The organism is Roseicella aerolata (assembly GCF_020523605.1).
GTDB lineage: Bacteria > Pseudomonadota > Alphaproteobacteria > Acetobacterales > Acetobacteraceae > Paracraurococcus > Paracraurococcus aerolatus.
In genome coordinates, this window is the sequence record NZ_JAJAQI010000006.1 from 1 (window position 1) to 20,429 (window position 20,429).

A 20,429-nucleotide genomic window follows, 5' to 3' on the forward strand; every position below is an offset into this window, starting at 1 on the left:
CGTCCACCGCCTGGAAAACCCAGGCATGATCCCGCTCACCCTCATCGAGGTCCAGTCCGGCGCCTATCTCGGCGAGGACGACATCGTCCGCATCGAGGATACCTACGGACGAACGTGAGCATCCATTCGTCAATACAACCATTGCGCGTAATTGCGGTGGACCTTTAAGGCGTTGTATGCGAGGATGATCACATTGAGGTGACGGAGTGGCAGGTGTTGCTGATCGGTGCCGCGAAGCCCGGGTGGATCCGCATCGCCATGGCAACGGCGCTTGCGCTGGGTACCCTGGGCACGATCGGCTGGCTGAGCATCAACGAGACGCCGGCCGCCCAGCGTGCCGCCGAGAAGATCAGGCCTTACGACCCGCTGCAGTAAGGGGCATCGCCTGACGCCCTGGGGCGGCCCTGATCAGCGGCCGTTGATGGTGACCCGTCAACGGCCCCAGGACGGGTGCCCATCCGGGCGCTTTCCCTGAATGGCACGGCCATGCCGCTGGCGTTGCGCGGCGGGATGGTCGGCCCTTTCACCGGGCCACCCGTCATCCCGGCTATTCCCGGCCGCGACATGCCCCGAGGCGGCCGAGAGCCTTCGGCCTGGACCTTGGGCGGTTCCTGCTGACGCGGCCCGGCTCTTCCCGGCCCGGCACACCGCTCCGGCGCCCATCCCCCATACCTGCGATCCCGGCCGGGATCGCAGGCCTGTTGTTGCGCGCATGTGGCGTGAAATAATACATGTGCGCATAGGAGTTCGCTTTTTTGTTGCGGGCGGAAACCACGCGATGTGATGCTGGATCATATCCGCCGGTCAGGGCCGCAGGATCCGCACCGGGGGCAGGCCGCCATGGCTGGGACAGGCAGGAGAATGTCCCGATGACCGCATTCGCCCGCCGCGCCCTGCCGGCCCTGGCCCTCGGCCTGGCCGGCGGCCCCGCCCTGGCGCAGCCGCGGCAACTCCTGAATGTCAGCTACGACCCCACGCGGGAGTTCTACCGGGAATTCAACGCGGCCTTCGCCCGCCATTGGCAGGAGCGCAGCGGCCAGGCCATCCGCATCAGCACCTCGCATGGCGGCTCCGGCCGGCAGGCCCGGGCGGTGATCGACGGGCTGGCTGCCGATGTCGTGACCCTTGCCCTGGCCTATGACATCGACGAGATCGCGGCGCGCGGCCTGCTGGCGCGGGACTGGCAGCAGCGCCTGCCGCACAACAGCGCACCCTATACCAGTACCATCGTCTTCCTGGTGCGGCAGGGGAACCCCAAGGGGATCCACGACTGGGGCGACCTGGCCAGGCCCGGCGTCGCGGTCATCACCCCGAATCCGAAGACCTCCGGCGGGGCGCGCTGGAACTACCTGGCCGCCTGGGCCTGGGCGCGGCGCCAGCCGGGCGGCAGCGACGGCAGCGCGGCGGAATTCGTGACGCGCCTCTATCGCAACGTCCCCGTCCTCGACACCGGCGCGCGCGGTTCCACCACCAGCTTCGTCCAGCGCGGCCAGGGCGACGTGCTGCTGACCTGGGAGAACGAGGCGCATCTGGCCCTGCAGGAATTCGCCGGGGCCCGGCTGGAGATCGTCACCCCCGGCCTGTCCATCCTGGCCGAGCCGCCGGTCGCGGTGGTGGATGCCCATGCCGACCGCCGCGGCACGCGGGCGGCGGCCGAGGCCTATCTGCAGCACCTCTACACGCCGGAGGGGCAGGGGCTGGCCGCGAAGCACCATTACCGCCCGCGCGACCCGGTGGCGCTCGCCGCCGCCCGGCCACGCTTCCCGGCGCTCGAATTCGTCACCGTGGATGCCGATTTCGGCGGCTGGCAGGCGGCGCAGCGGATGCATTTCGCCGATGGCGGCAGCTTCGACCGGATCTACCGTCCTGGCCGCTGAAGGATTCTTCCCGCGGCTCCGCCTGGCGCCGCGCAGCGCCATCCCCGGCTTCGGCCTGGGCTTCGGGATCACCCTGGCCTGGCTCTCCCTGCTGGTCCTCATCCCGCTGGCGGCGCTGGTGGCGCGGCCCTGGGAACTTGGTGTCGCGGGCGTCCTCGGCGTGGTGACGGAGCCGCGGGTGATGGCGGCGCTCCGCCTCTCCTTCGGCGCGGCGCTGCTGGCCGCCGCCATCGACCTGCCGGGCGGCCTGCTCACCGCCTGGGTCATCACCCGCTACCGCTTCCCGGGCCGGCGGCTGCTGGACGGCATGGTGGACCTGCCCTTCGCCCTGCCGACCGCGGTCGCGGGCATCGCGCTCACCGCGCTCTATGCACCGAATGGCTGGCTCGGCGCGCTGGTCGAGCCGCTCGGCCTGAAACTCGCCTTCGGCCCGGCCGGCATCGTCATCGCGCTCGCCTTCGTCGGGCTGCCCTTCATCGTCCGCACAGTGGAGCCGGTGCTGCGCGACCTCTCGCCGGCCGCCGAGGAGGCGGCGGCGACGCTCGGCGCCACGCGCCTGCAGACGGTCACGCGGGTGGTCCTGCCGCAGCTCGCGCCGGCGCTGCTCACCGGATTCGCCCTCGCCTTCGCCCGCGCGGTCGGGGAGTATGGCAGCGTCATCTTCATTGCCGGCAACATGCCGATGGTGAGCGAGATCGCCCCGCTGCTGATCACGGTGCGGCTGGAGCAGTTCGACTATGCCGGCGCGGCGGCGATCGGCCTCGCCATGCTGGTGATCGCCTTCCTGCTGCTGTCCCTGCTCGGCCTGCTGCACCGGCACATCCGCTGGGCCCGGCTCTGATGTCCGCCGCCACCGAGGACCCGCCCTGGCTGCGCCGCCTGCTGATCCTCGCGGTGGTCGGGCTGCTCGGCCTCTTCCTGCTGTTGCCGCTGGTCGCGGTCTTCACCGAGGCGCTCAGGCGCGGCTGGGCCGTGGCGCTGGCGGCGCTGGCGGACCCCGACGCGCTCTCGGCCATCCGGCTGACGCTGCTGGTCGCCGCCATCGCCGTGCCGGTGAACACGCTGGGCGGCATCGCCGCCGCTTGGTGCATCGCCAAATACGACTTCCCCGGCCGACGCCTGCTGACCGTACTGGTCGAACTGCCCTTCGCCGTCTCCCCCGTGATCTCCGGCCTGGTCTGGGTGCTGCTGTTCGGCGCGCAGGGGCTGTTCGGGCCCTGGCTGCAGCGGCATGGCATCGGGATCATCTTCGCCCTGCCGGGCCTGGTGCTGGCCACGATCTTCGTCACCTTCCCCTTCGTCGCCCGCACCCTGGTCCCCTTGATGCAGGCCCAGGGGCGGGAGGAGGAGGAGGCCGCCGCGACGCTCGGCGCCAGCGGCTGGCAGGTCTTCCGCCGCGTGACCCTGCCGAACATCCGCTGGGCGCTGCTCTCGGGCGTGCTGCTCTGCAATGCGCGGGCGATGGGAGAATTCGGCGCCGTCTCCGTCGTCTCCGGCCATGTGCGGGGGGAGACCAACACCATGCCGCTGCATGTCGAGATCCTCTACAACGAGTATCAATTCGCCGGCGCCTTCGCGGTCGCCGCGCTGCTCGCCCTGCTGGCGCTGGTGACGCTGGGCGCGAAGGCGCTGCTGGAACGGCTGGGCGGCCGGCGGATGGGAGGCGCGCTGTGAGCGGCATGGCGGAGGCGCCCGGGAGCATCCTGGTCGCGGGCGTGACACGGCGCTTCGGGCCCGGCGTCGCGGCGCTCGACCGGGTGGATCTCGCCATTGCGCCGGGCGAGTTCGTCGCCCTGCTCGGCCCCTCCGGCTCCGGCAAGACCACGCTGCTGCGCATCCTGGCGGGGCTGGAATTCGCCGATGCCGGGACGGTCGCGATCGGCGGCCGGGATATGGCGGGCGTCCCGGCACGGGAGCGCAACATCGGCTTCGTCTTCCAGAGCTATGCGCTGTTCCGCCACATGCGGGTGGCCGACAACGTCGCCTTCGGCCTGCGGGTGCGCCCGCGCCGGCTGCGCCCCCCGGCGGCCGAGATCCGCGAGCGGGTCGCGCAACTCCTCGCCCTGGTGCAACTGCCGGAACTGGCCGATCGCTGGCCGGAGCAGCTCTCGGGCGGGCAGCGGCAGCGGGTGGCCCTGGCCCGCGCCCTGGCGACCGAGCCGCGCCTGCTGCTGCTCGACGAACCTTTCGGCGCGCTGGATGCGCGGGTGCGCAAGGATCTCCGCCACTGGCTGCGCCGGCTGCATGACAGGCTGGGCATCACCACCGTCTTCGTCACCCATGACCAGGATGAGGCGATGGAGCTGTCGGACCGTATCGCCGTCATGCGCGCGGGACGGATCGTGCAATGCGCGCCGCCGGCCGAGCTGCTGGCGCGGCCGGCCGATGCCTTCGTCGCCGGCTTCCTGGGCGAGGCCATGAGCCTGCCCTGCCAGGTGCAGGATGGCCTGGCCGCGATCGAGGGCTTCGAGCCCGTGCCGGTGGCGGTGCCGCCGGGCCCGGCCATCGCCGTGCTGCGGCCGCATGAACTCGGCGTGCAGCGGCCGCCGCCGGGGGAGGCGGCGAACGGCACCATCCGCACGCTGCGCAGCCAGGGTGCGGCACTGCGGCTGGGCCTGGAGGTCGGCGGGCTGGCGCTGGAGGCGGAGGTGCCGGAGAGCGGCGACTTCATCCGAGGAGAGGCGGTGCGCGTCACCATCCGCACCCTGCGCCATGTCTTCCCGCAGCTCGAGGCCGGCAGCGAGGCGGGGCGGCCCCCGCCCGGTCCGGGCTGCCGCCTCGACCGGGACCCGGTGGCGGGGACCTGCGGCGCCGCCGGCCAGCGCGCGCCGGCCTGACATCCGGCTGACGCGCCGTGCCGGCGCCGGGCAGGGAAGGGGGCGGACGACACCCTGGCCACGCCGGTGCGGCGCAACCTCCGCGCCCGGGATTCGTTCTGTAGGCATTCCAGCCCGGGGGACGGAGGCCCATCCATGCCGCGAAGGCTGCCGGCATTCCTGCTCGCGACCATCCTGCTCGGCGCCTGCGGGCCGCAATTCCGCCTGCCCGATCCCGGCCAGACGGCCCTGGTCGCGGCGCAGCGCGAGATCGCCACGGCGCCGCCATTGCAGGAGCATGCGCGCGGCCCGGCCGAGCAGCGGGAGATGCTGCGCCGGGTGGCGACGCGAATCGCCGCTGCCGCGCAGGATATCTGCCGGGCGCAGCGCGGCGGGGATTGCGCCTTCCGGATCGGCTATGACCCATCCGGCGCGGTGAATGCCTATGCCTCGGGATCGGGGGATGTGGTGGTCACGGCCGGCCTGCTGCGGATCGTGGACAATGATGCCGAGCTGGCCGCAGTGGTGGCGCATGAATTCGCCCACCACATCGCCAACCATATCGGCCGGGCGCGGACGCGCACCACCATCGGTGCCCTCGCCGGGGCGGTGGTCGGCGCCTATTCCGGGCTCGGCGACCTCTCGGGCCTCGGCGCCCAGGCCGGGCGCCTGGTCTATTCCAAGTCGGATGAGCGGGAGGCGGACTACCTGGCCGCCTATATCACGGCCTGGGCCGGCTATGACCTCGACCGCGCCGGCGGCAACTGGGCCAAGCTCGCCGGGTCGGGCGACCGGCGGGTGACGGCCGGGCTGCTGGACACCCACCCCGCGGGGCCGGAGCGGCTGGCGGCCTGGGAACTGGCGAAGCAGGAGATCGCCGCCTCGCCGGAGCGGCGGCCGCAGCCGAGGGCGGTGCGCTGAGCCTGCGCGGGCGGGGCGGGAATGGTGCCGGGTGAGGGGATCGAACCCCCGACCTTCGGTTTACAAAACCGCTGCACTACCGCTGTGCTAACCCGGCTCAGAGCTGGAAGCGACGCGGAAGCCCAAGAAAACCATGGGATTCCGGACGCGCTGGTGTTTACCAGAGAGCGCCCAGTTTGCCCATACGTTCCCTCTACGTGGTCCACGGGTGGTCCACGGACCACGCCATGCCCGCCCGCACCCTTCGGCCGCTAGGCGGCGCCATGCCTGGTCTGGCAACACAGGCGAGGCCCTGTCACCAGGTGCCCTATACTCCACCAGACGCATCTCCAGCGCCCTGCCCTCAGCGAGTGGCAAGCGCCGGCGTTGCCAACGGGGGCGTATCTGCCCTACGCCACCCCCCTCCTGGCCCCCCCTTAGGGGCCTCGTGCGCCATCATCCGCGAAACGCGGACAATCGCGGATTGTTATGTTATAACATCCTCATGTCGCGCCGCTGCCACGCCTGCATCCATCCCCATCGCGCTGCCATCGACGGCCTGCTCGCCGCCGGCACCCCCGCCGGCCAGGTCGCCGAGCAGTTCGGCCTTGGGCCGGATGCCGTCGAGCGCCACGCGAAGAACCATCTGCGCCGGGCGCTGAACACCGTCCGCGCCGCCCTGGCCCCGCCCGCGCCCGCAGCCGAGGTCATCCCGCCTCTGCCGCTCGCCGGCCTGCTGACGGTGCATGGGCTGGCGCAGCGGCTGGGTGCCCTGGTGGGGCGGGCCGAGGCCCTGCTGGAGGATGCCGAGCGGGACGGCAACCTGGTGCTGCGGGGCGGCGCCATCCGGGAGTTGCGGGCGACCATCACCGACGCCCTGCGGGCCGCCACCATGCTCCAGCCCGAGGCGGCGGCGCCGGTCCAGGTTGCCGGCATCGACCCGAACACCCTGGCGGACCGGCTGCTGGCGGCGCTGCATGACCAGCCCGAGGCACGGGCCAAGGTCGCTGCTGCGTTGGCGGAGCTGGCGCAGTGATCCACCCCCTGCTTGAAGCGGCATACCGGCTGGACCCCGCGCTTTGGGCAGAGCGGGTGCTGGGCTTGCCGCTCGACCCCTGGCAGGCGCGGCTGGTGCGGGCCTCGCGGGGCGCGCGGGCCATCGCCCTGGTCCACCGCCAGGCCGGCAAGAGCACCGGCGCCTCGGTCGCGGTGGCGCATACCATGGCGCACCGGCCGGGCAGCACCAGCCTCGCCCTTGCGCCGACCCAGCGCCAATCGGCCGAGATCGTCCGCAAGGTCCGCGCCCATCTGAAGGCGGCCAGCGCCCGGCTGGCGGTGGACAACGCCTTCTCCGTCGAGATCGAGGGCGGCGCGCGGCTTCTGGCTATGCCGGGCAGCGACGATGCCTCGATCCGTGGTCTCTCGATTGACGGCGACCTGGTGGTGGACGAAGCGGCGCGTGTCGCCGATCCGCTCTATGCCGCCGCCCGCCCGATGCTGGCGCGGCACGCCGACAAGGGGCGGATGATCCTCGCCTCCACCGCCTGGGCACGGCGCGGCTTCTTCTACGAGACCTGGGCCGCCGAGGACCCGCTGTGGCTGCGGATCGAGGCCCGGCCGGAGGAGACTGGCCGCATCCCGGCCGACTTCCTCGCCGCCGAGCGGCGGGCGCTGGGCGAGCGGGCCTATGCCCGGGAGTACGAGAACAGCTTCGACGCGACGGACAGCGCTGCCTTCATGCTGGACGCCATCGAGGCCGCCTTCGCCCCCACCGATCCCCGCCCGGCGCCGCCGCCTTTGGTGGAAGGCGAAACCATCCTCCGGCGTGAGCCGGCCTTCGCCAGGATTTGAGCCATGACCGAGCGCCCCTACAGCCCCGAGGACCCCGCCACCTGGCCGCATGTCGCCGCCGACTGGATCGGCGTGGCGCACGACGTCGGCTACAGCCAGGACCACTCGACGATCATCGTCGGCGCCGAGCACATGGTGACGGGGGCGCGGCGCCTCGGGGTGATCCACATCGAGCGCCTGGCCCTCGGCACCGCACCGTCCCTGGTGCGCGAGCGGGTGGCGGAGGTCGCCCGGCAGTTCATCATCCCTCGCGCCACGCCTGTCATCGTCGTGGATGCCCGCTCGAACCCGTCGCACTTCCAGTCTCTGGTGGCCGAGGCGGCGTTGCCGGTAGTGGGCTTCTCGATGACGGCGGCCGAGGCGCATGCGCACCGCCCGGTGCCGCAACTCGTGCCGATCCCCGGCCGGCGGCCGGTGCCGGCGCTGGTCTGGGGCTTGAGCCGCAATGCTATGTTCTCGGAGGTGGAGGCGGCGCTGGACGCGCGGGAGCTGCGGATGGCTCGCGTCGGAGACTTCGACGCTCTGCGGGCCGAGCTGCGCGACTTGCAGCGCATCACCAGCGACGCGGGCCGGATGCGCTACGAACCGCCGCCGGGCGGGCATGACGACCTCGCGGTGACGCTGGCCGCGCTGGTCTGGGCCTGGCGGCACCTGCCGCGTCTGCGCCGTGTGGTGACGCCGCGTGTCGTGCCGCCATCGGTGCGGTCGTGGGCATAGATGCATCATTGCCGGGGGTCGGCCATAATGACCACCATGAAGCGCACACTGATCCTCGTCGCCTTGATGCTGCCGCTGTCCGTCTCAGGAGAGGAAGCGGACATCTGGAGTCGTGAGGCTGGACGGTGGAGGTGGTCGCTTACTCAAGGCGAGAGGGAGGTCATGTGTGTTGCCACTAATGGGGGGGGCAGCACCGGCTTTTTTGGTCTCCTTCATCAACATGCCGCCGCGAGAGGACTGGCTACTTATGCTTCGCGGCGCCGAGTGGCCCGTCGGCCGCTTACGGCAGGGTGACGCAATCAAGCTAGTCCTGAAGGACAAAGCACGTTCACTGTCAGTCTTCAGGGCCTGGAAGAGCAACGACGGCCATGCTGCCTTGGTCCGCATACCCCTAGATCGGATAGCAGCCGTAGAACTTGTCGTCGAGCTCATGGCCACTGACCGTGGCTTCCTGCACATGCCGGATGGCGCCGTATTGCCCTTCGAGACGTTTGGCCTAACGGGGGGTATGGCGGTTGACTGCGAGCGTCAGGCGACGACGCTCAACCGTGCCCGCCAGGGGCCCCCGCCGCCCGCCGAACCGGTCCGACCGCGCTCCAATCGTACCTGACGGACGGCCCCAACGGCGCGACGAGGGCGCCATCAGCCGATGATGCCCCGCCGCTCCAGCTCGCATGCCACCTCATTCATCGCCTTGGCGATCATGCGATCGTCGCCGACGCGGAGCATCGCCCAGTACGTATCCAGCTTGTCCCGCAGCAGCCAGGCGCGTTCGGCGGCGGCGCGCTCGGCGGGGTCCATCTCCGGCTCAGGCGGCGCGTAGCGGCCGATCTCGGGCCATTCATGGCCGGGCAGGCGGCCGTGCAGGACAAGCGGCGCCAGCTTCTCGATAGCCTCTTCGCGGCATCCGAAGCGCCGTGGAAACTTGTTGCCGCGCCGCCGCAGTACCGAGAGCACGATGCTGCCGTCCTCCTGATAGGTGCCGCGCCAGCACCGCGATCCGGCACCACACCGCCCCTGGGCCGTCACGATCAGGAAGGAGGGCAGGCCGTCGCCGGGCAGCAACGTGGCGTAGATGATGAGCTGCTCGCCCAGCCGGCGCCAAGGTGCCCAGCCAAGGGCCTCGACATCGGCGGCGGCTCCGGGGAATGCCACCGGCATCGTCTCGTACAGCAGGCCCCGGCCGATGACATGCGGATCGGGCAGGGTCGATGGCAGCAGGGGTTCGGTCATCGGAAGCTCCAGTGTTGTGGTCTGCCGTGCCCAATAGGGCGAGCGGCGTGATAGGCATGCCCCGCGCCGCCACTAGGATTCGCGCTGAGGCCGGCATGGCGTCGGAGGCTGGTAGGTAGCGCCGAGCACCGGCACCGCTGTCGGCGCGAAACCTGGTGGCGGTGCGGGCCATGTCGTCAGCTCCAGGCGCGCGGGTTCGGCGCCCGCTGCTTCAGGCGGCGCGTGCGACCCAGCAGCAGGTCATGCTCTGCCAGGGTGGCGGCGGTGCCGGCGGAAAGCACCACGGGCTGGCCGCGATGATCGACACCGTTGGTGGAGCCGAACCCCGGCAGGGTCAGCGCCTCGGGTGGCGCGGGTTCGGGTGGCTGGGTGGTTTGGTCATCGTCCATCGGAGTTGTCCTTCCTGGCCTCTGCGTCGTCGATCCTCACCCAGCGCGAGTAGCTGACGAACATGCCGCCTTCCCGGCGCCGGCGTTCGTCCTGGCGAACGCGCTCGTCCCACTCTTCTTTGGTGGGGTAGCGGTAGCCCGGCGGCGGGGATTTGAACTGGAGGGGCTGGCCGCGCCGCCGGGCGATGCCGCGCTTCACCTGCCAGAGAAACACCTCCGTCCACAGGGCGATCGGCAGGCGGGCAGCGAGGGTCGCGGGCAGCTCGCGCAGCCGGCGGAGCGCGCGGTGGGCCAGGCTGGGCTGCGGTGGCAGCAGCGGCGACCTGGTGCTGTCGGTCATGGTGGGCCTCCTGTTGCTCGGGGGGTAGTCATCATTCCACGGGTTACTTTTCTGAATGGCCAGTGCGCTCGGCCTGCGCTGCGCTCAACTCCCCCCACACCCCCCTGGCGCTGATGAGCGCGCCTCCAGGGGGAGGCGGCTCGCCCGCGCGCTTGATGCTCTCGATCTGCTCTCAAGCGGGTTGAGCGCATTGAGAGCAGGCAATGGAAATGCCGCCCGACTGCTCCAGGAGATACGCTCTGGAGCTGTGGCACGTTGACAGTTGAGGCGAAGAGGTGGCCGGGAGGCGCGGTCACGTCGTCGCCCCGCCATCGGGTTTGGCTGCATCCGGCCATAGGGTGCGGTCCCAGTGGACGACCAACCCCTGGCGGCCATTGGTGCCCCGGCCCTTCTTCGGCACCTGGACCGTCTCCTCCGTGATCCAGCCACGGCCCATCACATCGGCCAGCACCTCCTTCGCCAACTGCTTGTGCTGCTCCTCCGAGAACTGCCCGAAGAAGGGCGCGATTGCTGCGGCTATCACCGGCATGGCGCTGCGCTGCCCCGCGTTGCTGGACGGGCTGAGGGGCATCACCGGTCCACCTGCTGGACCAGGGCACCCGGCGGCGACGGCCCGCAGGACGGCCTGCCGCACGGCGTCGGTGAGCAGGCTGGCGGTAGGCTGCGGGGTGAAGCGCTCGACGGCCTGCACCTTGTCGCCCTCGTGGTAGCCGTTTGCCGGGTCGGCATTGGTGAGCTGCACCGAGACCAGGTGGAACCAGCGCCGCTCCGAGGGCGGGGCAAGGTTGGCCTTCAGGTTGTCGAGGCTGAAGTGGAGCCGTGCCAGGTCCGGCGGCACGCCCAACTTCAGCGCTTCCTCCGGGCGGAGCGTGGTGATGCCCAGTGCCACCCGGGCCGCCGCCACGATGGCGCTGCTGCCGCGCACAGCATCGGCTCCATCTGCGTCGGCGCGGGCACCCTTGCGGGTATGGTGGACAGCCAGCACCGCAACCCCGGCCTCGCTGGCGACCCGCGAGAGCGCCGCCATCAGCATGTCGGCGGCGGCTGCGTCATTCTCGGATGCTTCCGAGAAGCGTACCAGCGGGTCCAGCACCACCACATCCACGTCACGGGCCAGCGCTACCAGGTGATCCAGCGCCTGGACATTTACTGTCGGGGCGCGGGTCTGCGGGTCGATCACCACCAGCCGCAGGCGCAGCTTGTCGGCACCAGCCGGGAACAAGCGCCCGTGCAGCGCCGACATGGCTACCCGATGATGGATGGCGGCCGCCTGGACCCGTAGCAGCAGTTCGTTCGTCCCATCTTCGCCATTCACCAGCAGCACCCGCTGGGGCGAGTGTACCCAGTCGCCGAGTAGCGCCTGCCCTGTCGCCAGTGCCAGACCCGTGGAGATCGTCAGCGCGGTCTTGCCGGCGCCACCTGGAGCAGCCAGGACGGTCACATAACCCCGCACGAGGTCGGAGCCGTACAGCCATTGCCGCTTCGGCAGCACGGCCGGCATGGTTGCCACATCAAGCGCGGCCAGCGCCGGGAGCGCCGGCTGTTGCAAAAGCTGCGGCGGCTGCCAGCCCACCTGCTGCGCCATGTGGAAGAGAGTGGCGATGGTCTGCACTGTCTGGCCCTTGGCGCGGCGCGTCAGTGTGTCCTGCTTGAACCTATCGAACCGCTTGCGGTTTTCGGTGGCCTCGTACTTATCGGTCCCCGGCTGCTTCGAGACGTCATCCAGGATGGTGTACAGGTCCTCCTCGTGCTCCGGGTATTCTGCTGCCGCAGCCGCCAGCGTCATGGCCACATCGCACCACCGCTTTTCGTCGGCGAGTGGTCGGACCCCGTTGACAGGCTGGTTCACCGCCTCCGCAGCGGAGCGGATCTTCTCCAAGTCCGGCCGATCCTTGATGCCGCCGCCGAACTCGTCGGGACTGGGGGTCATCCCTTTGAACACCGCCGCCATCTGGCCAGCGATCTGTGCGACTGCCACCGGGAACCGTGGCAACGCCCCCTGAATAACTCCGGGAGTAATCCCGCCTGACGCACCATGGGGCGCCTTGATCTGTGGCTTCAGCGCCGCCGCGAGCGCGTCGAAGGCGTCTGCGGCCTCCTTCACCTCACCCACACCGTGGCCGGTGACGGTCAGGTAGCGGCCCGCCGTGTAGAGTTCGGCGCCACCGGCAGCAATCCCGCTGGGCAGGGGCCGGGCGTAGCAGAAGAGGCGGATGCCGGTGTTGGACGGGCTTTTCTCCCAGTAGGTGCCAACCCGCTTGATCCACTCCTTGGCATTGTCAGCCAGGCGATCACCATCCAACACTTTGTCGAAGTCGATGCCCGCCAGCACAAGGCCATTCGCGTCGGGCTTACCGTCGAGCGCGATCCCAATCCCGTCGAAACCGCCGTGCTTGTACGCCGCCATCACGGCATCGAAGCTGTTCCAGGTCGCCGGGTTAGTGCTCGACGCGTGCTTCCCGTTCGGCTGGAAGGGCACCTTATTCCACTTCGTGCCACGAAGAACGTACCGCCAGCACATCCAGGCATTGTGGTTCTTTAAGCACTTTGGGATTCCATGTTCCCGCACCTCCAGCGCCACGGGCTTGGTCGGAGCGGAAGACTTCCCTTCGTCCATCAGATTGCCGTAAGCCCATTGGCAACGCTGGGGCCCGGTGCCATATTGTGGTCCATACCTGTTGCGGTCCTCTTCAGCAGGTTGCCGCCCTCGTCCGGGGCGGGGAGTTACTTCCGGGGTAAGGATTCAAGCGGCGCAGGGGTGTCGGTCCCTGCGCCGCAACTATTCTGTCACTCCAGCAGCTTCTTCAGATCATCATCGAAGATGGGATCGCGCGGTCGGGACCAGACTGCCATCCAGAACCAATCGTCCACATCGCAGAGCGTTCGGGCTGTCGTGTCCTCATCAAGTTCGGGCGCCCCATCGAGCAGCCCGTCCGGCACCAGGATGTGGACCCACTCGCCGATGTCTCCCTTGCGAACGAGGACCGGAGTGCGGCCCGCATATGCGTCATCCGGGAGCGGCGACCGTCCTTTGCGGGTCCGGTCAAACTCATCCCGCGTGACGCGGCGGAAGCGATACGGATCAGGTATGATAGGCTCGAACGGCATGGTTCTTTCCTCCTAACGATTCCAGCGGCGCGCTCGCCATGCCTCGCCGCCATCGCGCAGGGCATCCAGCTCGGCATCGGTAAGGGCGTCGAGAACCGCTTTCGTCGCATGCATGCCGACGTCGAAGGCGCCGGCCTTGTCACCCTGGCGCAGCCGCTCGCGCATGCGAGCGAGGATGTCGCGGTCGTGGGCAGATAGCCGCCCCTCCGACTCCTGCCGCTTGTTCTCGGCGGTGACGACGCGCTCATGGCGGCGCGCCTGGCGACCAAGCGCGGTGTTGTCCGGCACCCAGACCCGTTCAGGGTACGGCGACTTGCCGTGCTGGACGATAACGTAGGCCATTAGCGGACTCCTTTCTTCGATGTCTGCGGCACGGCCAGCAGCTTGATCTTCCCCCGCCGCTCCAGATGCGCGAGCAGGGCAAACACGTCGCCAGCCGCTTCCTCTGCCTGGGTGAGCAGCCCTTCAGCCCGCTCGGGGTCCACGAGCGCGATGCCGATCAGGCCGGCACCGTTCTCGAAGATGGAGAGGGCGCCGTATGCCTCGGCCTCGGCGCGATGCAGCGGGTGCAGCCGGGCCACGTCATCTGTCATGGCCTGCGCCACAAGGAAGCGCCGATTCGGCCGCTCGGCGAAGAAGGCGGTCGCATCCAGGCCGCGCAGCGGGTCAGGCTGCGGCGGCCGGGCATGGGGATGCGGCTCGCGGTAGGTGCGCGTCGGGATGTGCGGATCGGCCATTATGCGACCTCCTGGGTGGCCTGCGCCGGCCGGCGGTGGGCCGAGCGCGCGCGCTTAGCCTGAAGGACGTTCGACAGGCGCCGGGACTCCAGCCATGCATTGAAGCGGTCGAGGTCGAACAGCACGCGGTCCCCCACCTTCACGATGGCATGGGCAAGTCCGTTGCCCTCGCAAACCTCGCCGCCAGCGTTGAGGCGGGGCTTTGCACGGGCTACGAGTCCACGCGCTGCGGCCGGCGTGCCGATCCATGGATGATGGCACTCGATGAGTTGGGAGATGTCGACCAGCCGGGGCTGCTGCCGGTCGCTGGCGGTATGATCGGGCATCGGCTCCTCCGTTTTGGTGCGCGCATGGCGCGCGAGGAGCCGCACAAATGGTCAGTGCGTTTGCCGATGATCTACTGTCCTAAAATCTCCGCTCCCGGCCCTCTCGAAATCGTTAGTCGAGCAACGAGGCTAGCTCATCAGCGAGCGGATCGTCGGGAGGTAGTTCTCCTATCTGAGCAGCGAGTTTCCATCCATAGCGCAGAGTAATCCCCAGCTTACGTGAAGCTTCCTCAACCTGCTGGGTGCGGCCTGAAATCCCAGTTTTCCGGGCTAGCCGCATTACCACGGCGAAGTTCTGCCGTGTATGCGCGCGTGTCGCTGGTCGTCCACGAGGGGCGGGTAGCAGTTCCCACCGCAACTCGCTCATCCATTCGTGGTGCAGTTCCTCTCGCTGCTCCGGTGTCAGATCCCCCTCGTTCAGGGATCGTAGCTCGAAGTCGTCGGTCGAGGGCGTCATGCCACGCGGCTCCGCCGGGCCGCCTTCTCCACCGCCTCCTTCAGGGTGCCCTCGACCAGATGCGTGTACCGCTTCGTGGTCTGCACCGAGCGGTGACCTAGCACCGCTCCAATGACGGGCAGGGATGCCCCCGCAGCAGCAAGGGCGCTGGCGGCACTGTGCCGCAGGTCATGGCGCTTGAAATCAGTGATGCGGGCACGCTTGAGTGCCGTTCGCCATGCACGACGGAGATCGGCGGGCTTCGCCGGATCGGATGTAGCCGGGAACACCAGTCCGGTGGGTAGCCGGGCGACACCATCACGGTCGCGCCATGCCTCAAGGACCGTCGCAGCGTCGGACGCCAGAGGCACGCGGCGGCTGTCGCCGTTCTTGGTGTCACGGAGCACGATTGCTCCGGCCCCGAGGTCCACGTCGCTCCAACGCAAACGCATCGCCTCCATCAGGCGCGCCCCAGTGCTCAACAGGACAGTAATGGCCGGGTGCAGGGCAGAGCTGTCAGATTCCTTACACGCTTCCAGCAGGCGTCCGCGCTCCGCGTCGCTAAGAAACCGCTCTCGTCCCTTTGACTCACGCCGCGCGGGCACATGCCGGGCAGCGTTGTGTGGCGCCCATCCACGGCGTCCAGCCCAGGTCAGGACTGCCGACAGGGAGTTCCGGTAGCGGTTCACCGTAGCCGGTGATCGGTAGCGGGGCGGCGCCCCCGGCTCGTCCGTTTTCGGAGCCTTCTTCGGCGGCAGAGGGCCCGCCTCTAGGATGTCGATGGCGTCGGCGACGACCATCTGAGTCAGGTCGCGCAGCCGCAGATGCCCAAGCTGCCGTGTCCACCAGCCTAGGTGCGTGGCGACGGTGTCAGGGTCGCGCAACTCAGGCAGTCGCTGGCGGCTGTATTCCGCGATGGCCTCGGCGAGGGTCCGTCCGGACCCTGCTGCGAAAATGCCGTCGTGCATATCGGTCTCGATCTTTCGAGCCCAGGCACGTGCTGCGGCCATGGTCTTGAATGTTCGGGTTGTCGATGGCTGGCCGCTGGATGCGGACCCGCGCACGGTAAGATACCTCACCGGATTTGGAGCGGCGTTTGTCGATGACGGCCATGGGACCTCCGAGGCGCCCCGGCCGCCTGTCAGCCGGGGCTATCGCCTGTGTCCGGAGCCGCTAATGGTCCTTGAGTGGTCCACGTCGTTCCTTCCAAACGCAAAGGCCAAGGTTTCCCTAGCCTTTCACTACCCGACCTTCGGTTTACAAAACCGCTGCACTACCGCTGTGCTAACCCGGCCTGCGCCGCCTCATACCGTACCGGCGCCGCGCGGTCCATCACGCCGCGCGGCCGCAGCGCCGCCGCGCCGGCCGCGACGGCGAGCACCGTCACCGGCCAGGTGATGCGGCTCTGGTAGCGCCCATGCACGGCCGAGAGCGCGCCGGCCAGGAAGGCATTGCCCAGCACCAGCGCCCCGCCGAGCACGGCCACGGCCAGCAGCGGCCCGCGCCGCGCCCGGGCGGCCAGCACCGCGACGCCGGCCAGCGCCAGCAGCGCGGCCCAGAACAGCGCCTGCTGCGTCCGGTCCTGCAGCCGCCGGTATGCGTCGAGCCGTGGGTCGCCCGTGCTCGCCCAGCTCCCGGCCGAGAGCCGGGCGGCGGGCTCGCCCATCTGGGCGACCAGCTCGCTGAAGCTGCGCAGCGGCGGCTCGGCCATGGCCGGGTCGATCCAGAGCGTCACCAGCTGCCGCGCGACATTCTCCAGGCTGCGGGCCGCCTGCTCGGCCGGGTGGTCGCGCAGCACGCGCCCGGTGATCTCGCGCGCCTCGGCCAGGAAGCGGTCGCGCTCCGCCCAGTGGCGCAGCCAGGGCGAATCCGGCTGCCACAGGAAGTGGTCCGAATGCAGCCGCCAGAATTCCGGCTGCTGGCAGAGCAGCCAGGGCGCGCCGGCCGGGCATTCCTTCTCCAGCACCCGCGCCGCCGTGCCATCCCCCACCATGCGCGCGAGCATGAAGAGCGGCGAGCTTTCCGAGAGCGTCGCCTTCTTGCCGAAGACCAGGTTGGTGCCGACCAGCCCCCCCGCCGCCAGCAGCAGCGTGGCGAGCGCGAGGCCCGCCCGCCGCCAGCGCAGCGGATCCCGCCCGCGCTCGATCAGCCAGCGCAGCCCGAGGCCGACCAGAGCGCCGCCGGCAGCCAGCGGCAGGTGGCTCAGATGGCTGCCGACCAGGAAGGCGCCGAGCAGGGCGAAGCCCGCCGCGCGCCAGGGGCTGCGCAGCCAGTCGCCGCCCACGACCAGCAGGGCGAGCCAGAGGGCGAGGCAGCCGGTCAGCACATCCGGCATGACCTGGCTGGCCAGCCAGGGCGCGGCGGAGCCGAGCAGGGCGATGGCCAGGGCCGCCCGCGCCCAGGCCGGCGGCGCCGGCCCGGCCAGCGCCCGCAGCAGCGCATCGGCCAGCAGCACCACCAGCAGCGCCTGGGCGAAGGGCAGCAGCAGCAGCGTGACGGGATGCGCGAAGGGCAGCAGCGCCAGGCTGTAGGGGGCGGGACGGAGGAAGAAGGGATTGCCCGAGAGCGCGACGGAAGGGCCGGCCTCCGGCGCCGCGGCGGGCGCGCTGCCGGCGCTGCCCGGCGCTGCCTCGCCGCCGCCGAAATGGCTGGGCATGTAGCCCCGGTACTGGCCGGCATCGGTCGAGAGCCGCCCCTGCGCCAGTTCCTGCGCGAAGGCGAAGGGCTTGCGCAGGTAATGGGCGCTGTCGTCGAAGAGCAGCGGGAAGCCGTTCAGCAGCGCCGGCAGGCAGAGCAACAGGGCCAGCGCCCCCAGGAAGAGCGGGCGGGACAGACCAGGCATGGGGCGCATCGACGGGACCTCCTGCGGGGGGCCGCGCAGGGGCGGCACCCCGGGGGCAGGTGCGCGGCGGCCCCGATCATCCGGAGCCGGGCAGGGCGCCACAACCGGGGGGAGGGGCCAATCCGATCATCATCGCGTGCCCCTCGCGCGATTGCGTCCGCTGGCGGGCGAGGCGCCCTCACGCACGGCCCACGGGGCCGAAGGCTTCCTGGTTGGTCGCCCGGATCACCGCGGCGAAGAGGCGGAGCGCATCCGGCCCGCCGCGGTCGGCGAGCGTCCCCTGGTCCATCTCGGCGGCCAGCACCTCGGCATGCTCGGCGAGCGTCTCGGCGGCGCGGCGCAGCGCCTCCCGCGAGAGGGCAAGCTGCTGATCATCGGTCAGGGTGGTCCAGTCGGCGTGCGGCATGGGGTTTCCAATGCGGCGCGCCATCCTGGCGGCGTGGTTCGGCGGGGGGAGGCCGCCCTGTCAGGCGGTCCCGCCATCATGGGCAGGAAGGGGTTAACGCCCGGCTGCCAGGGGGGGCGGCCCGGTGCAGGGTGGCGGTTCCCGCCCTCGCCGGCGCGAAGCCGCCCCGCCGCGGACCGGCGGGGAGGGCTGCCTTCCCGGGGGCCGAAGCCCCCGGCACCCCGTTCCGCCGGGCCGGATGACCCGTCCCTTCTGCACGCGGCCGCCACGCCCATGGGGGCGTCCAGCCCCGCGCGCCGGTACCCGAACCGGGGCACCGGCGCGGCCGTCACACGAAGCGCAGCCGCGCCGTCCCGAGCAGGTCGAATTCGGCGACCACCTCGCAGGGCCCCTCCAGCCAGATCGGCGGAGTGACGGAGCCGAGCCAGACCACCTGCCCGGCCTTCAGCCCGCCGAAGGCGCGCGCCGCGCCCGAGCCGGCGAGCCAGGCCAGCGCCTCCAGCGGATGGCCCAGCAGGTCCCGGCCATGGCCCGAGCCCACCACCCTGCCACCGACATGGAAGCTGCCCTTCGCGGCGCCGAGGTCGAGCGTGCGCCAGTCCCGGGCCGCCGCCCCCAGCACCCCCGCGGCGTGGAAGACCTGGTCGGCGATCAGGGTCGGCGTGCCGAGCAGCGCGAGGTCGCCATAGCGCTTCTCGACGATCTCGATCGCCGGGAAGACCTCAGCGACGGCCTCGGCGGCCTGCTCCCGCGTCGTCGGGCCGGCCGGCAGGTCGCGGCCCAGCCGGACGGCGATCTCGCATTCGACGCCGGGGTTGAGGAAATCCGCGAAGCGGAGCTCGGCGCCGTCCGGCCGGAGGCTCTCCTTCGGCACGAAGCCGGCAGCCGGGCCGGAGAGGCCGAGATAGTCCTGCATCTGCCTCGTGGTCGCGCCGATCTTGAAGCCGAAGGGCGGGATGGCGCCCTGGCGGCCGGCGATCTCATGCTGCACGGCATAGCCGGCCTCCGGCGTCGCCGGCGCCTCGGCGCCGAGCGGCGCGAGCACCCGCTTCTCCCTCCGCGCGGCGATGATGGCCTCGGCGGCTGCGCTCATGGTCGTTTCCTCCTCTGGACCGGTCGCGTCATGGCCGGGGCCGGCCCGGCCGGCAAGCCGCCGCGGGCCGGGGCCGCCTCAGCCCCGCGCCAGTTCGTAGAGCGCGACCGCCGCGGCGGCCGAGACGTTCAGGCTCTCCATCTCGGGCGCGATCGGCAGGCGGCAGAGCTCGTCGCAATTCTCCCGCGTCAGCCGGCGCATGCCCTCGCCCTCCGCGCCCAGCACCAGCGCCACGCGCCGGCCATGCAGGCCGGACTGCGCCAGCGTCACCGGTGCCTCGCCGGCCAGGCCGACCACCCAGAGCCCGGCCTTCTTCAGCGAATCGAGCGCCCGGGCCAGGTTCACCTCCCGCACCACCGGCACGATCTCCAGCGCGCCGGAGGCGGCGCGGGCCAGCGCCCCCGTCTCCGGCGGGGCGTGGCGGTCCTGCATCACGATGGCGGCGGCGCCGAAGGCGGCGGCCGAGCGCAGGATGGCGCCGACATTGCGCGGGTCGGTCACCTGGTCGAGGACCAGGACGGGCCCATGCCCGTGCTCCAGCGCGCGTTCCAGCGGCATGTCCGGCAGCGGCTCGGCCAGCAGGGCGACGCCCTGGTGCACCGAATCCTCCGGCAGGAAGGTGGCGAACCGGCCGCGCTCCACCCGCTCCGGCGTGATGCGCCAGGGCCCGGACAGGCGGGCGGCGAGCGCCGCCTCGGCCTCCTCCGTCACCAGCAGCCGTTTCAGCCGGCGGGCCGGGTTGGCCAGCGCCGCGGCCACCGGGTGCAGCCCGTGCAGCCAGACGCCGCCGGCCGGCGCCGGGGCGGGGCCGCGCGGCGCGGCGCGTTCCGCCCCCCCGCCGCGACGGGGCGGAGAGGAGGGGGAGCCGGCGGGCGGCGGGGGGGCGTGGCCGCCACGCGGCGGGTGAGGGGGGCCGCCACGCGGCGGATGATGGGTGCCGCTCCGCGGCGGTGCTCGGCGCATGGCTGCATCCTGCGCTTCGGCGCGCCGCTGTCCAGCGGCGGGAAAAGCACATGCGGGATCGATTCTTCTGCCGCCCCCACGTTGACAGGCCATGACGAAACCGGATAACCCGCGCCACCCGCCGGTCTGGGGCGATCAGGACCGCGGAGGGGTGCCCGAGTGGCTAAAGGGGACGGACTGTAAATCCGTTGGCTACGCCTACGTTGGTTCGAATCCAACCCCCTCCATATCTCCCAGCGCTGGCCGAGTTGCCGGCGCCCCCGGGGGCCTGTGCGTCTCGCCGGCGGCGCCTTGGGCGCGGGTGTAGCTCAATGGTAGAGCCCCAGCCTTCCAAGCTGGTTGTGCGGGTTCGATTCCCGTCACCCGCTCCAATGCGCGGGCTCGGTGGGGGCAGA

At 70.9% G+C, this 20,429-nt stretch carries 23 protein-coding genes and 3 tRNA genes; 12 read left to right on the forward strand and 14 right to left on the reverse strand.

Features of this window, described 5'->3' with window-relative positions; genetic code table 11:
- The 7 genes from LHA35_RS05345 to LHA35_RS05375 all read left to right on the forward strand — a co-directional run.
- Positions 1-118: cupin domain-containing protein (locus tag LHA35_RS05345; protein WP_226605833.1), on the forward strand; the 118-nt coding region annotated here is incomplete at its 5' end.
- Positions 119-198: 80 nt separating this feature from the next.
- The gene (locus LHA35_RS05350) at positions 199-375 is read left to right on the forward strand and encodes a hypothetical protein (RefSeq protein ID WP_226605488.1); all 177 of its coding nucleotides are present in this window, start codon (positions 199-201) and stop codon (positions 373-375) included.
- 494 nt (positions 376-869) lie between these two features.
- Positions 870-1,877, forward strand: a complete 1,008-nt coding sequence (locus LHA35_RS05355) for a sulfate ABC transporter substrate-binding protein (protein ID WP_226605490.1) — start codon at positions 870-872, stop codon at positions 1,875-1,877.
- Positions 1,837-2,718, forward strand: a complete 882-nt coding sequence (gene cysT / locus LHA35_RS05360; RefSeq protein ID WP_226605492.1) for a sulfate ABC transporter permease subunit CysT — start codon at positions 1,837-1,839, stop codon at positions 2,716-2,718. Before LHA35_RS05355 ends, cysT begins: the two co-directional genes overlap by 41 nt.
- Positions 2,718-3,551, forward strand: a complete 834-nt coding sequence (cysW, locus tag LHA35_RS05365) for a sulfate ABC transporter permease subunit CysW (RefSeq protein ID WP_226605493.1) — start codon at positions 2,718-2,720, stop codon at positions 3,549-3,551. Before cysT ends, cysW begins: the two co-directional genes overlap by 1 nt.
- 5 nt (positions 3,552-3,556) lie before the next feature.
- A complete protein-coding gene (locus LHA35_RS05370) occupies positions 3,557-4,714 on the forward strand; it encodes a sulfate/molybdate ABC transporter ATP-binding protein (RefSeq protein WP_226605835.1) in 1,158 nt (385 codons plus the stop codon).
- Positions 4,715-4,849: 135 nt separating this feature from the next.
- The gene (locus tag LHA35_RS05375) at positions 4,850-5,614 is read left to right on the forward strand and encodes a M48 family metalloprotease (protein WP_226605495.1); all 765 of its coding nucleotides are present in this window, start codon (positions 4,850-4,852) and stop codon (positions 5,612-5,614) included.
- A 22-nt stretch (positions 5,615-5,636) separates the two neighbouring features.
- Here LHA35_RS05375 and LHA35_RS05380 read toward each other — a convergent pair.
- A tRNA-Thr gene (locus LHA35_RS05380) sits at positions 5,637-5,711 on the reverse strand.
- A 387-nt stretch (positions 5,712-6,098) separates the two neighbouring features.
- Between LHA35_RS05380 and LHA35_RS05385 the strand changes: the two genes are divergently transcribed.
- From LHA35_RS05385 to LHA35_RS05395, 3 genes are read left to right on the forward strand one after another with little or no spacing between them, the layout of a single operon-like run.
- A complete protein-coding gene (locus LHA35_RS05385; RefSeq protein WP_226605497.1) occupies positions 6,099-6,629 on the forward strand; it encodes a hypothetical protein in 531 nt (176 codons plus the stop codon).
- Positions 6,626-7,444 (forward strand): hypothetical protein, encoded by an 819-nt coding sequence (locus LHA35_RS05390; protein WP_226605499.1) that lies wholly within the window; start codon positions 6,626-6,628, stop codon positions 7,442-7,444. Before LHA35_RS05385 ends, LHA35_RS05390 begins: the two co-directional genes overlap by 4 nt.
- Positions 7,445-7,447: 3 nt before the next feature.
- Positions 7,448-8,161, forward strand: a complete 714-nt coding sequence (locus LHA35_RS05395) for a hypothetical protein (RefSeq protein ID WP_226605501.1) — start codon at positions 7,448-7,450, stop codon at positions 8,159-8,161.
- Positions 8,162-8,803: 642 nt separating this feature from the next.
- On the opposite strand, the gene LHA35_RS05400 is transcribed toward LHA35_RS05395, so the two are convergent.
- From LHA35_RS05400 to rlmB, 13 genes are all read right to left on the reverse strand, one after another.
- A complete protein-coding gene (locus LHA35_RS05400; protein ID WP_226605503.1) occupies positions 8,804-9,394 on the reverse strand; it encodes a hypothetical protein in 591 nt (196 codons plus the stop codon).
- Between the two features lie 176 nt (positions 9,395-9,570).
- Complete coding sequence (locus LHA35_RS05405) at positions 9,571-9,783, reverse strand: hypothetical protein (protein ID WP_226605506.1); 213 nt, start codon at positions 9,781-9,783, stop codon at positions 9,571-9,573.
- Entirely contained in the window at positions 9,773-10,123 is a 351-nt protein-coding gene (locus tag LHA35_RS05410) for a hypothetical protein (protein ID WP_226605508.1), read from the reverse strand. Before LHA35_RS05410 ends, LHA35_RS05405 begins: the two co-directional genes overlap by 11 nt.
- A 292-nt stretch (positions 10,124-10,415) precedes the next feature.
- The gene (locus tag LHA35_RS05415) at positions 10,416-12,740 is read right to left on the reverse strand and encodes an AAA family ATPase (protein WP_226605511.1); all 2,325 of its coding nucleotides are present in this window, start codon (positions 12,738-12,740) and stop codon (positions 10,416-10,418) included.
- 170 nt (positions 12,741-12,910) lie between these two features.
- Complete coding sequence (locus LHA35_RS05420; RefSeq protein WP_226605517.1) at positions 12,911-13,231, reverse strand: hypothetical protein; 321 nt, start codon at positions 13,229-13,231, stop codon at positions 12,911-12,913.
- A 12-nt stretch (positions 13,232-13,243) separates the two neighbouring features.
- Positions 13,244-13,573, reverse strand: a complete 330-nt coding sequence (locus LHA35_RS05425) for a hypothetical protein (RefSeq protein WP_226605520.1) — start codon at positions 13,571-13,573, stop codon at positions 13,244-13,246.
- Positions 13,573-13,968, reverse strand: coding sequence for a hypothetical protein (locus LHA35_RS05430; RefSeq protein WP_226605523.1), 396 nt, complete (start codon positions 13,966-13,968; stop codon positions 13,573-13,575). Before LHA35_RS05430 ends, LHA35_RS05425 begins: the two co-directional genes overlap by 1 nt.
- Positions 13,968-14,294 (reverse strand): hypothetical protein, encoded by a 327-nt coding sequence (locus LHA35_RS05435; protein WP_226605525.1) that lies wholly within the window; start codon positions 14,292-14,294, stop codon positions 13,968-13,970. Before LHA35_RS05435 ends, LHA35_RS05430 begins: the two co-directional genes overlap by 1 nt.
- A gap of 453 nt (positions 14,295-14,747) precedes the next feature.
- Complete coding sequence (locus LHA35_RS05440; RefSeq protein WP_226605528.1) at positions 14,748-15,740, reverse strand: tyrosine-type recombinase/integrase; 993 nt, start codon at positions 15,738-15,740, stop codon at positions 14,748-14,750.
- Between the two features lie 263 nt (positions 15,741-16,003).
- Entirely contained in the window at positions 16,004-17,581 is a 1,578-nt protein-coding gene (locus LHA35_RS05445) for a hypothetical protein (protein WP_226605532.1), read from the reverse strand.
- A gap of 169 nt (positions 17,582-17,750) precedes the next feature.
- On the reverse strand, positions 17,751-17,978 hold the full coding sequence (locus LHA35_RS05450; protein WP_226605535.1) for a hypothetical protein: 228 nt from the start codon (positions 17,976-17,978) through the stop codon (positions 17,751-17,753).
- Between the two features lie 328 nt (positions 17,979-18,306).
- Positions 18,307-19,071 carry a 2-keto-4-pentenoate hydratase gene (locus tag LHA35_RS05455; protein ID WP_226605537.1) on the reverse strand — a complete coding sequence of 255 codons (765 nt, stop codon included), beginning with the start codon at positions 19,069-19,071 and terminating at the stop codon, positions 18,307-18,309.
- A gap of 78 nt (positions 19,072-19,149) precedes the next feature.
- Positions 19,150-20,034: a 23S rRNA (guanosine(2251)-2'-O)-methyltransferase RlmB gene (rlmB, locus tag LHA35_RS05460; protein WP_226605539.1), complete on the reverse strand. Its 885-nt coding sequence runs from the start codon at positions 20,032-20,034 to the stop codon at positions 19,150-19,152.
- A 145-nt stretch (positions 20,035-20,179) separates the two neighbouring features.
- Between rlmB and LHA35_RS05465 the strand changes: the two genes are divergently transcribed.
- A tRNA-Tyr gene (locus LHA35_RS05465) sits at positions 20,180-20,261 on the forward strand.
- 70 nt (positions 20,262-20,331) lie between these two features.
- Positions 20,332-20,405 (forward strand) — tRNA-Gly (locus tag LHA35_RS05470).
- Positions 20,406-20,429: the final 24 nt, after the last annotated feature.

What these genes read in the sequence shown, in the direction of transcription:
- LHA35_RS05355 (WP_226605490.1), top strand. Translation starts at nt 870, where the DNA reads ATGACCGCATTCGCCCGCCGCGCCCTGCCGGCCCTGGCCCTCGGCCTG.
- cysT (WP_226605492.1), top strand. Translation starts at nt 1,837, where the DNA reads ATGGCGGCAGCTTCGACCGGATCTACCGTCCTGGCCGCTGAAGGATTC.
- cysW (WP_226605493.1), top strand. Translation starts at nt 2,718, where the DNA reads ATGTCCGCCGCCACCGAGGACCCGCCCTGGCTGCGCCGCCTGCTGATC.
- LHA35_RS05370 (WP_226605835.1), top strand. Translation starts at nt 3,557, where the DNA reads ATGGCGGAGGCGCCCGGGAGCATCCTGGTCGCGGGCGTGACACGGCGC.
- LHA35_RS05375 (WP_226605495.1), top strand. Translation starts at nt 4,850, where the DNA reads ATGCCGCGAAGGCTGCCGGCATTCCTGCTCGCGACCATCCTGCTCGGC.
- LHA35_RS05385 (WP_226605497.1), top strand. Translation starts at nt 6,099, where the DNA reads ATGTCGCGCCGCTGCCACGCCTGCATCCATCCCCATCGCGCTGCCATC.
- LHA35_RS05395 (WP_226605501.1), top strand. Translation starts at nt 7,448, where the DNA reads ATGACCGAGCGCCCCTACAGCCCCGAGGACCCCGCCACCTGGCCGCAT.
- LHA35_RS05400 (WP_226605503.1), bottom strand. Translation starts at nt 9,394, where the DNA reads ATGACCGAACCCCTGCTGCCATCGACCCTGCCCGATCCGCATGTCATC.
- LHA35_RS05405 (WP_226605506.1), bottom strand. Translation starts at nt 9,783, where the DNA reads ATGGACGATGACCAAACCACCCAGCCACCCGAACCCGCGCCACCCGAG.
- LHA35_RS05410 (WP_226605508.1), bottom strand. Translation starts at nt 10,123, where the DNA reads ATGACCGACAGCACCAGGTCGCCGCTGCTGCCACCGCAGCCCAGCCTG.
- LHA35_RS05415 (WP_226605511.1), bottom strand. Translation starts at nt 12,740, where the DNA reads ATGGACGAAGGGAAGTCTTCCGCTCCGACCAAGCCCGTGGCGCTGGAG.
- LHA35_RS05420 (WP_226605517.1), bottom strand. Translation starts at nt 13,231, where the DNA reads ATGCCGTTCGAGCCTATCATACCTGATCCGTATCGCTTCCGCCGCGTC.
- LHA35_RS05425 (WP_226605520.1), bottom strand. Translation starts at nt 13,573, where the DNA reads ATGGCCTACGTTATCGTCCAGCACGGCAAGTCGCCGTACCCTGAACGG.
- LHA35_RS05430 (WP_226605523.1), bottom strand. Translation starts at nt 13,968, where the DNA reads ATGGCCGATCCGCACATCCCGACGCGCACCTACCGCGAGCCGCATCCC.
- LHA35_RS05435 (WP_226605525.1), bottom strand. Translation starts at nt 14,294, where the DNA reads ATGCCCGATCATACCGCCAGCGACCGGCAGCAGCCCCGGCTGGTCGAC.
- LHA35_RS05440 (WP_226605528.1), bottom strand. Translation starts at nt 15,740, where the DNA reads ATGGCCGCAGCACGTGCCTGGGCTCGAAAGATCGAGACCGATATGCAC.
- LHA35_RS05445 (WP_226605532.1), bottom strand. Translation starts at nt 17,581, where the DNA reads ATGCGCCCCATGCCTGGTCTGTCCCGCCCGCTCTTCCTGGGGGCGCTG.
- LHA35_RS05450 (WP_226605535.1), bottom strand. Translation starts at nt 17,978, where the DNA reads ATGCCGCACGCCGACTGGACCACCCTGACCGATGATCAGCAGCTTGCC.
- LHA35_RS05455 (WP_226605537.1), bottom strand. Translation starts at nt 19,071, where the DNA reads ATGAGCGCAGCCGCCGAGGCCATCATCGCCGCGCGGAGGGAGAAGCGG.
- rlmB (WP_226605539.1), bottom strand. Translation starts at nt 20,034, where the DNA reads ATGCGCCGAGCACCGCCGCGGAGCGGCACCCATCATCCGCCGCGTGGC.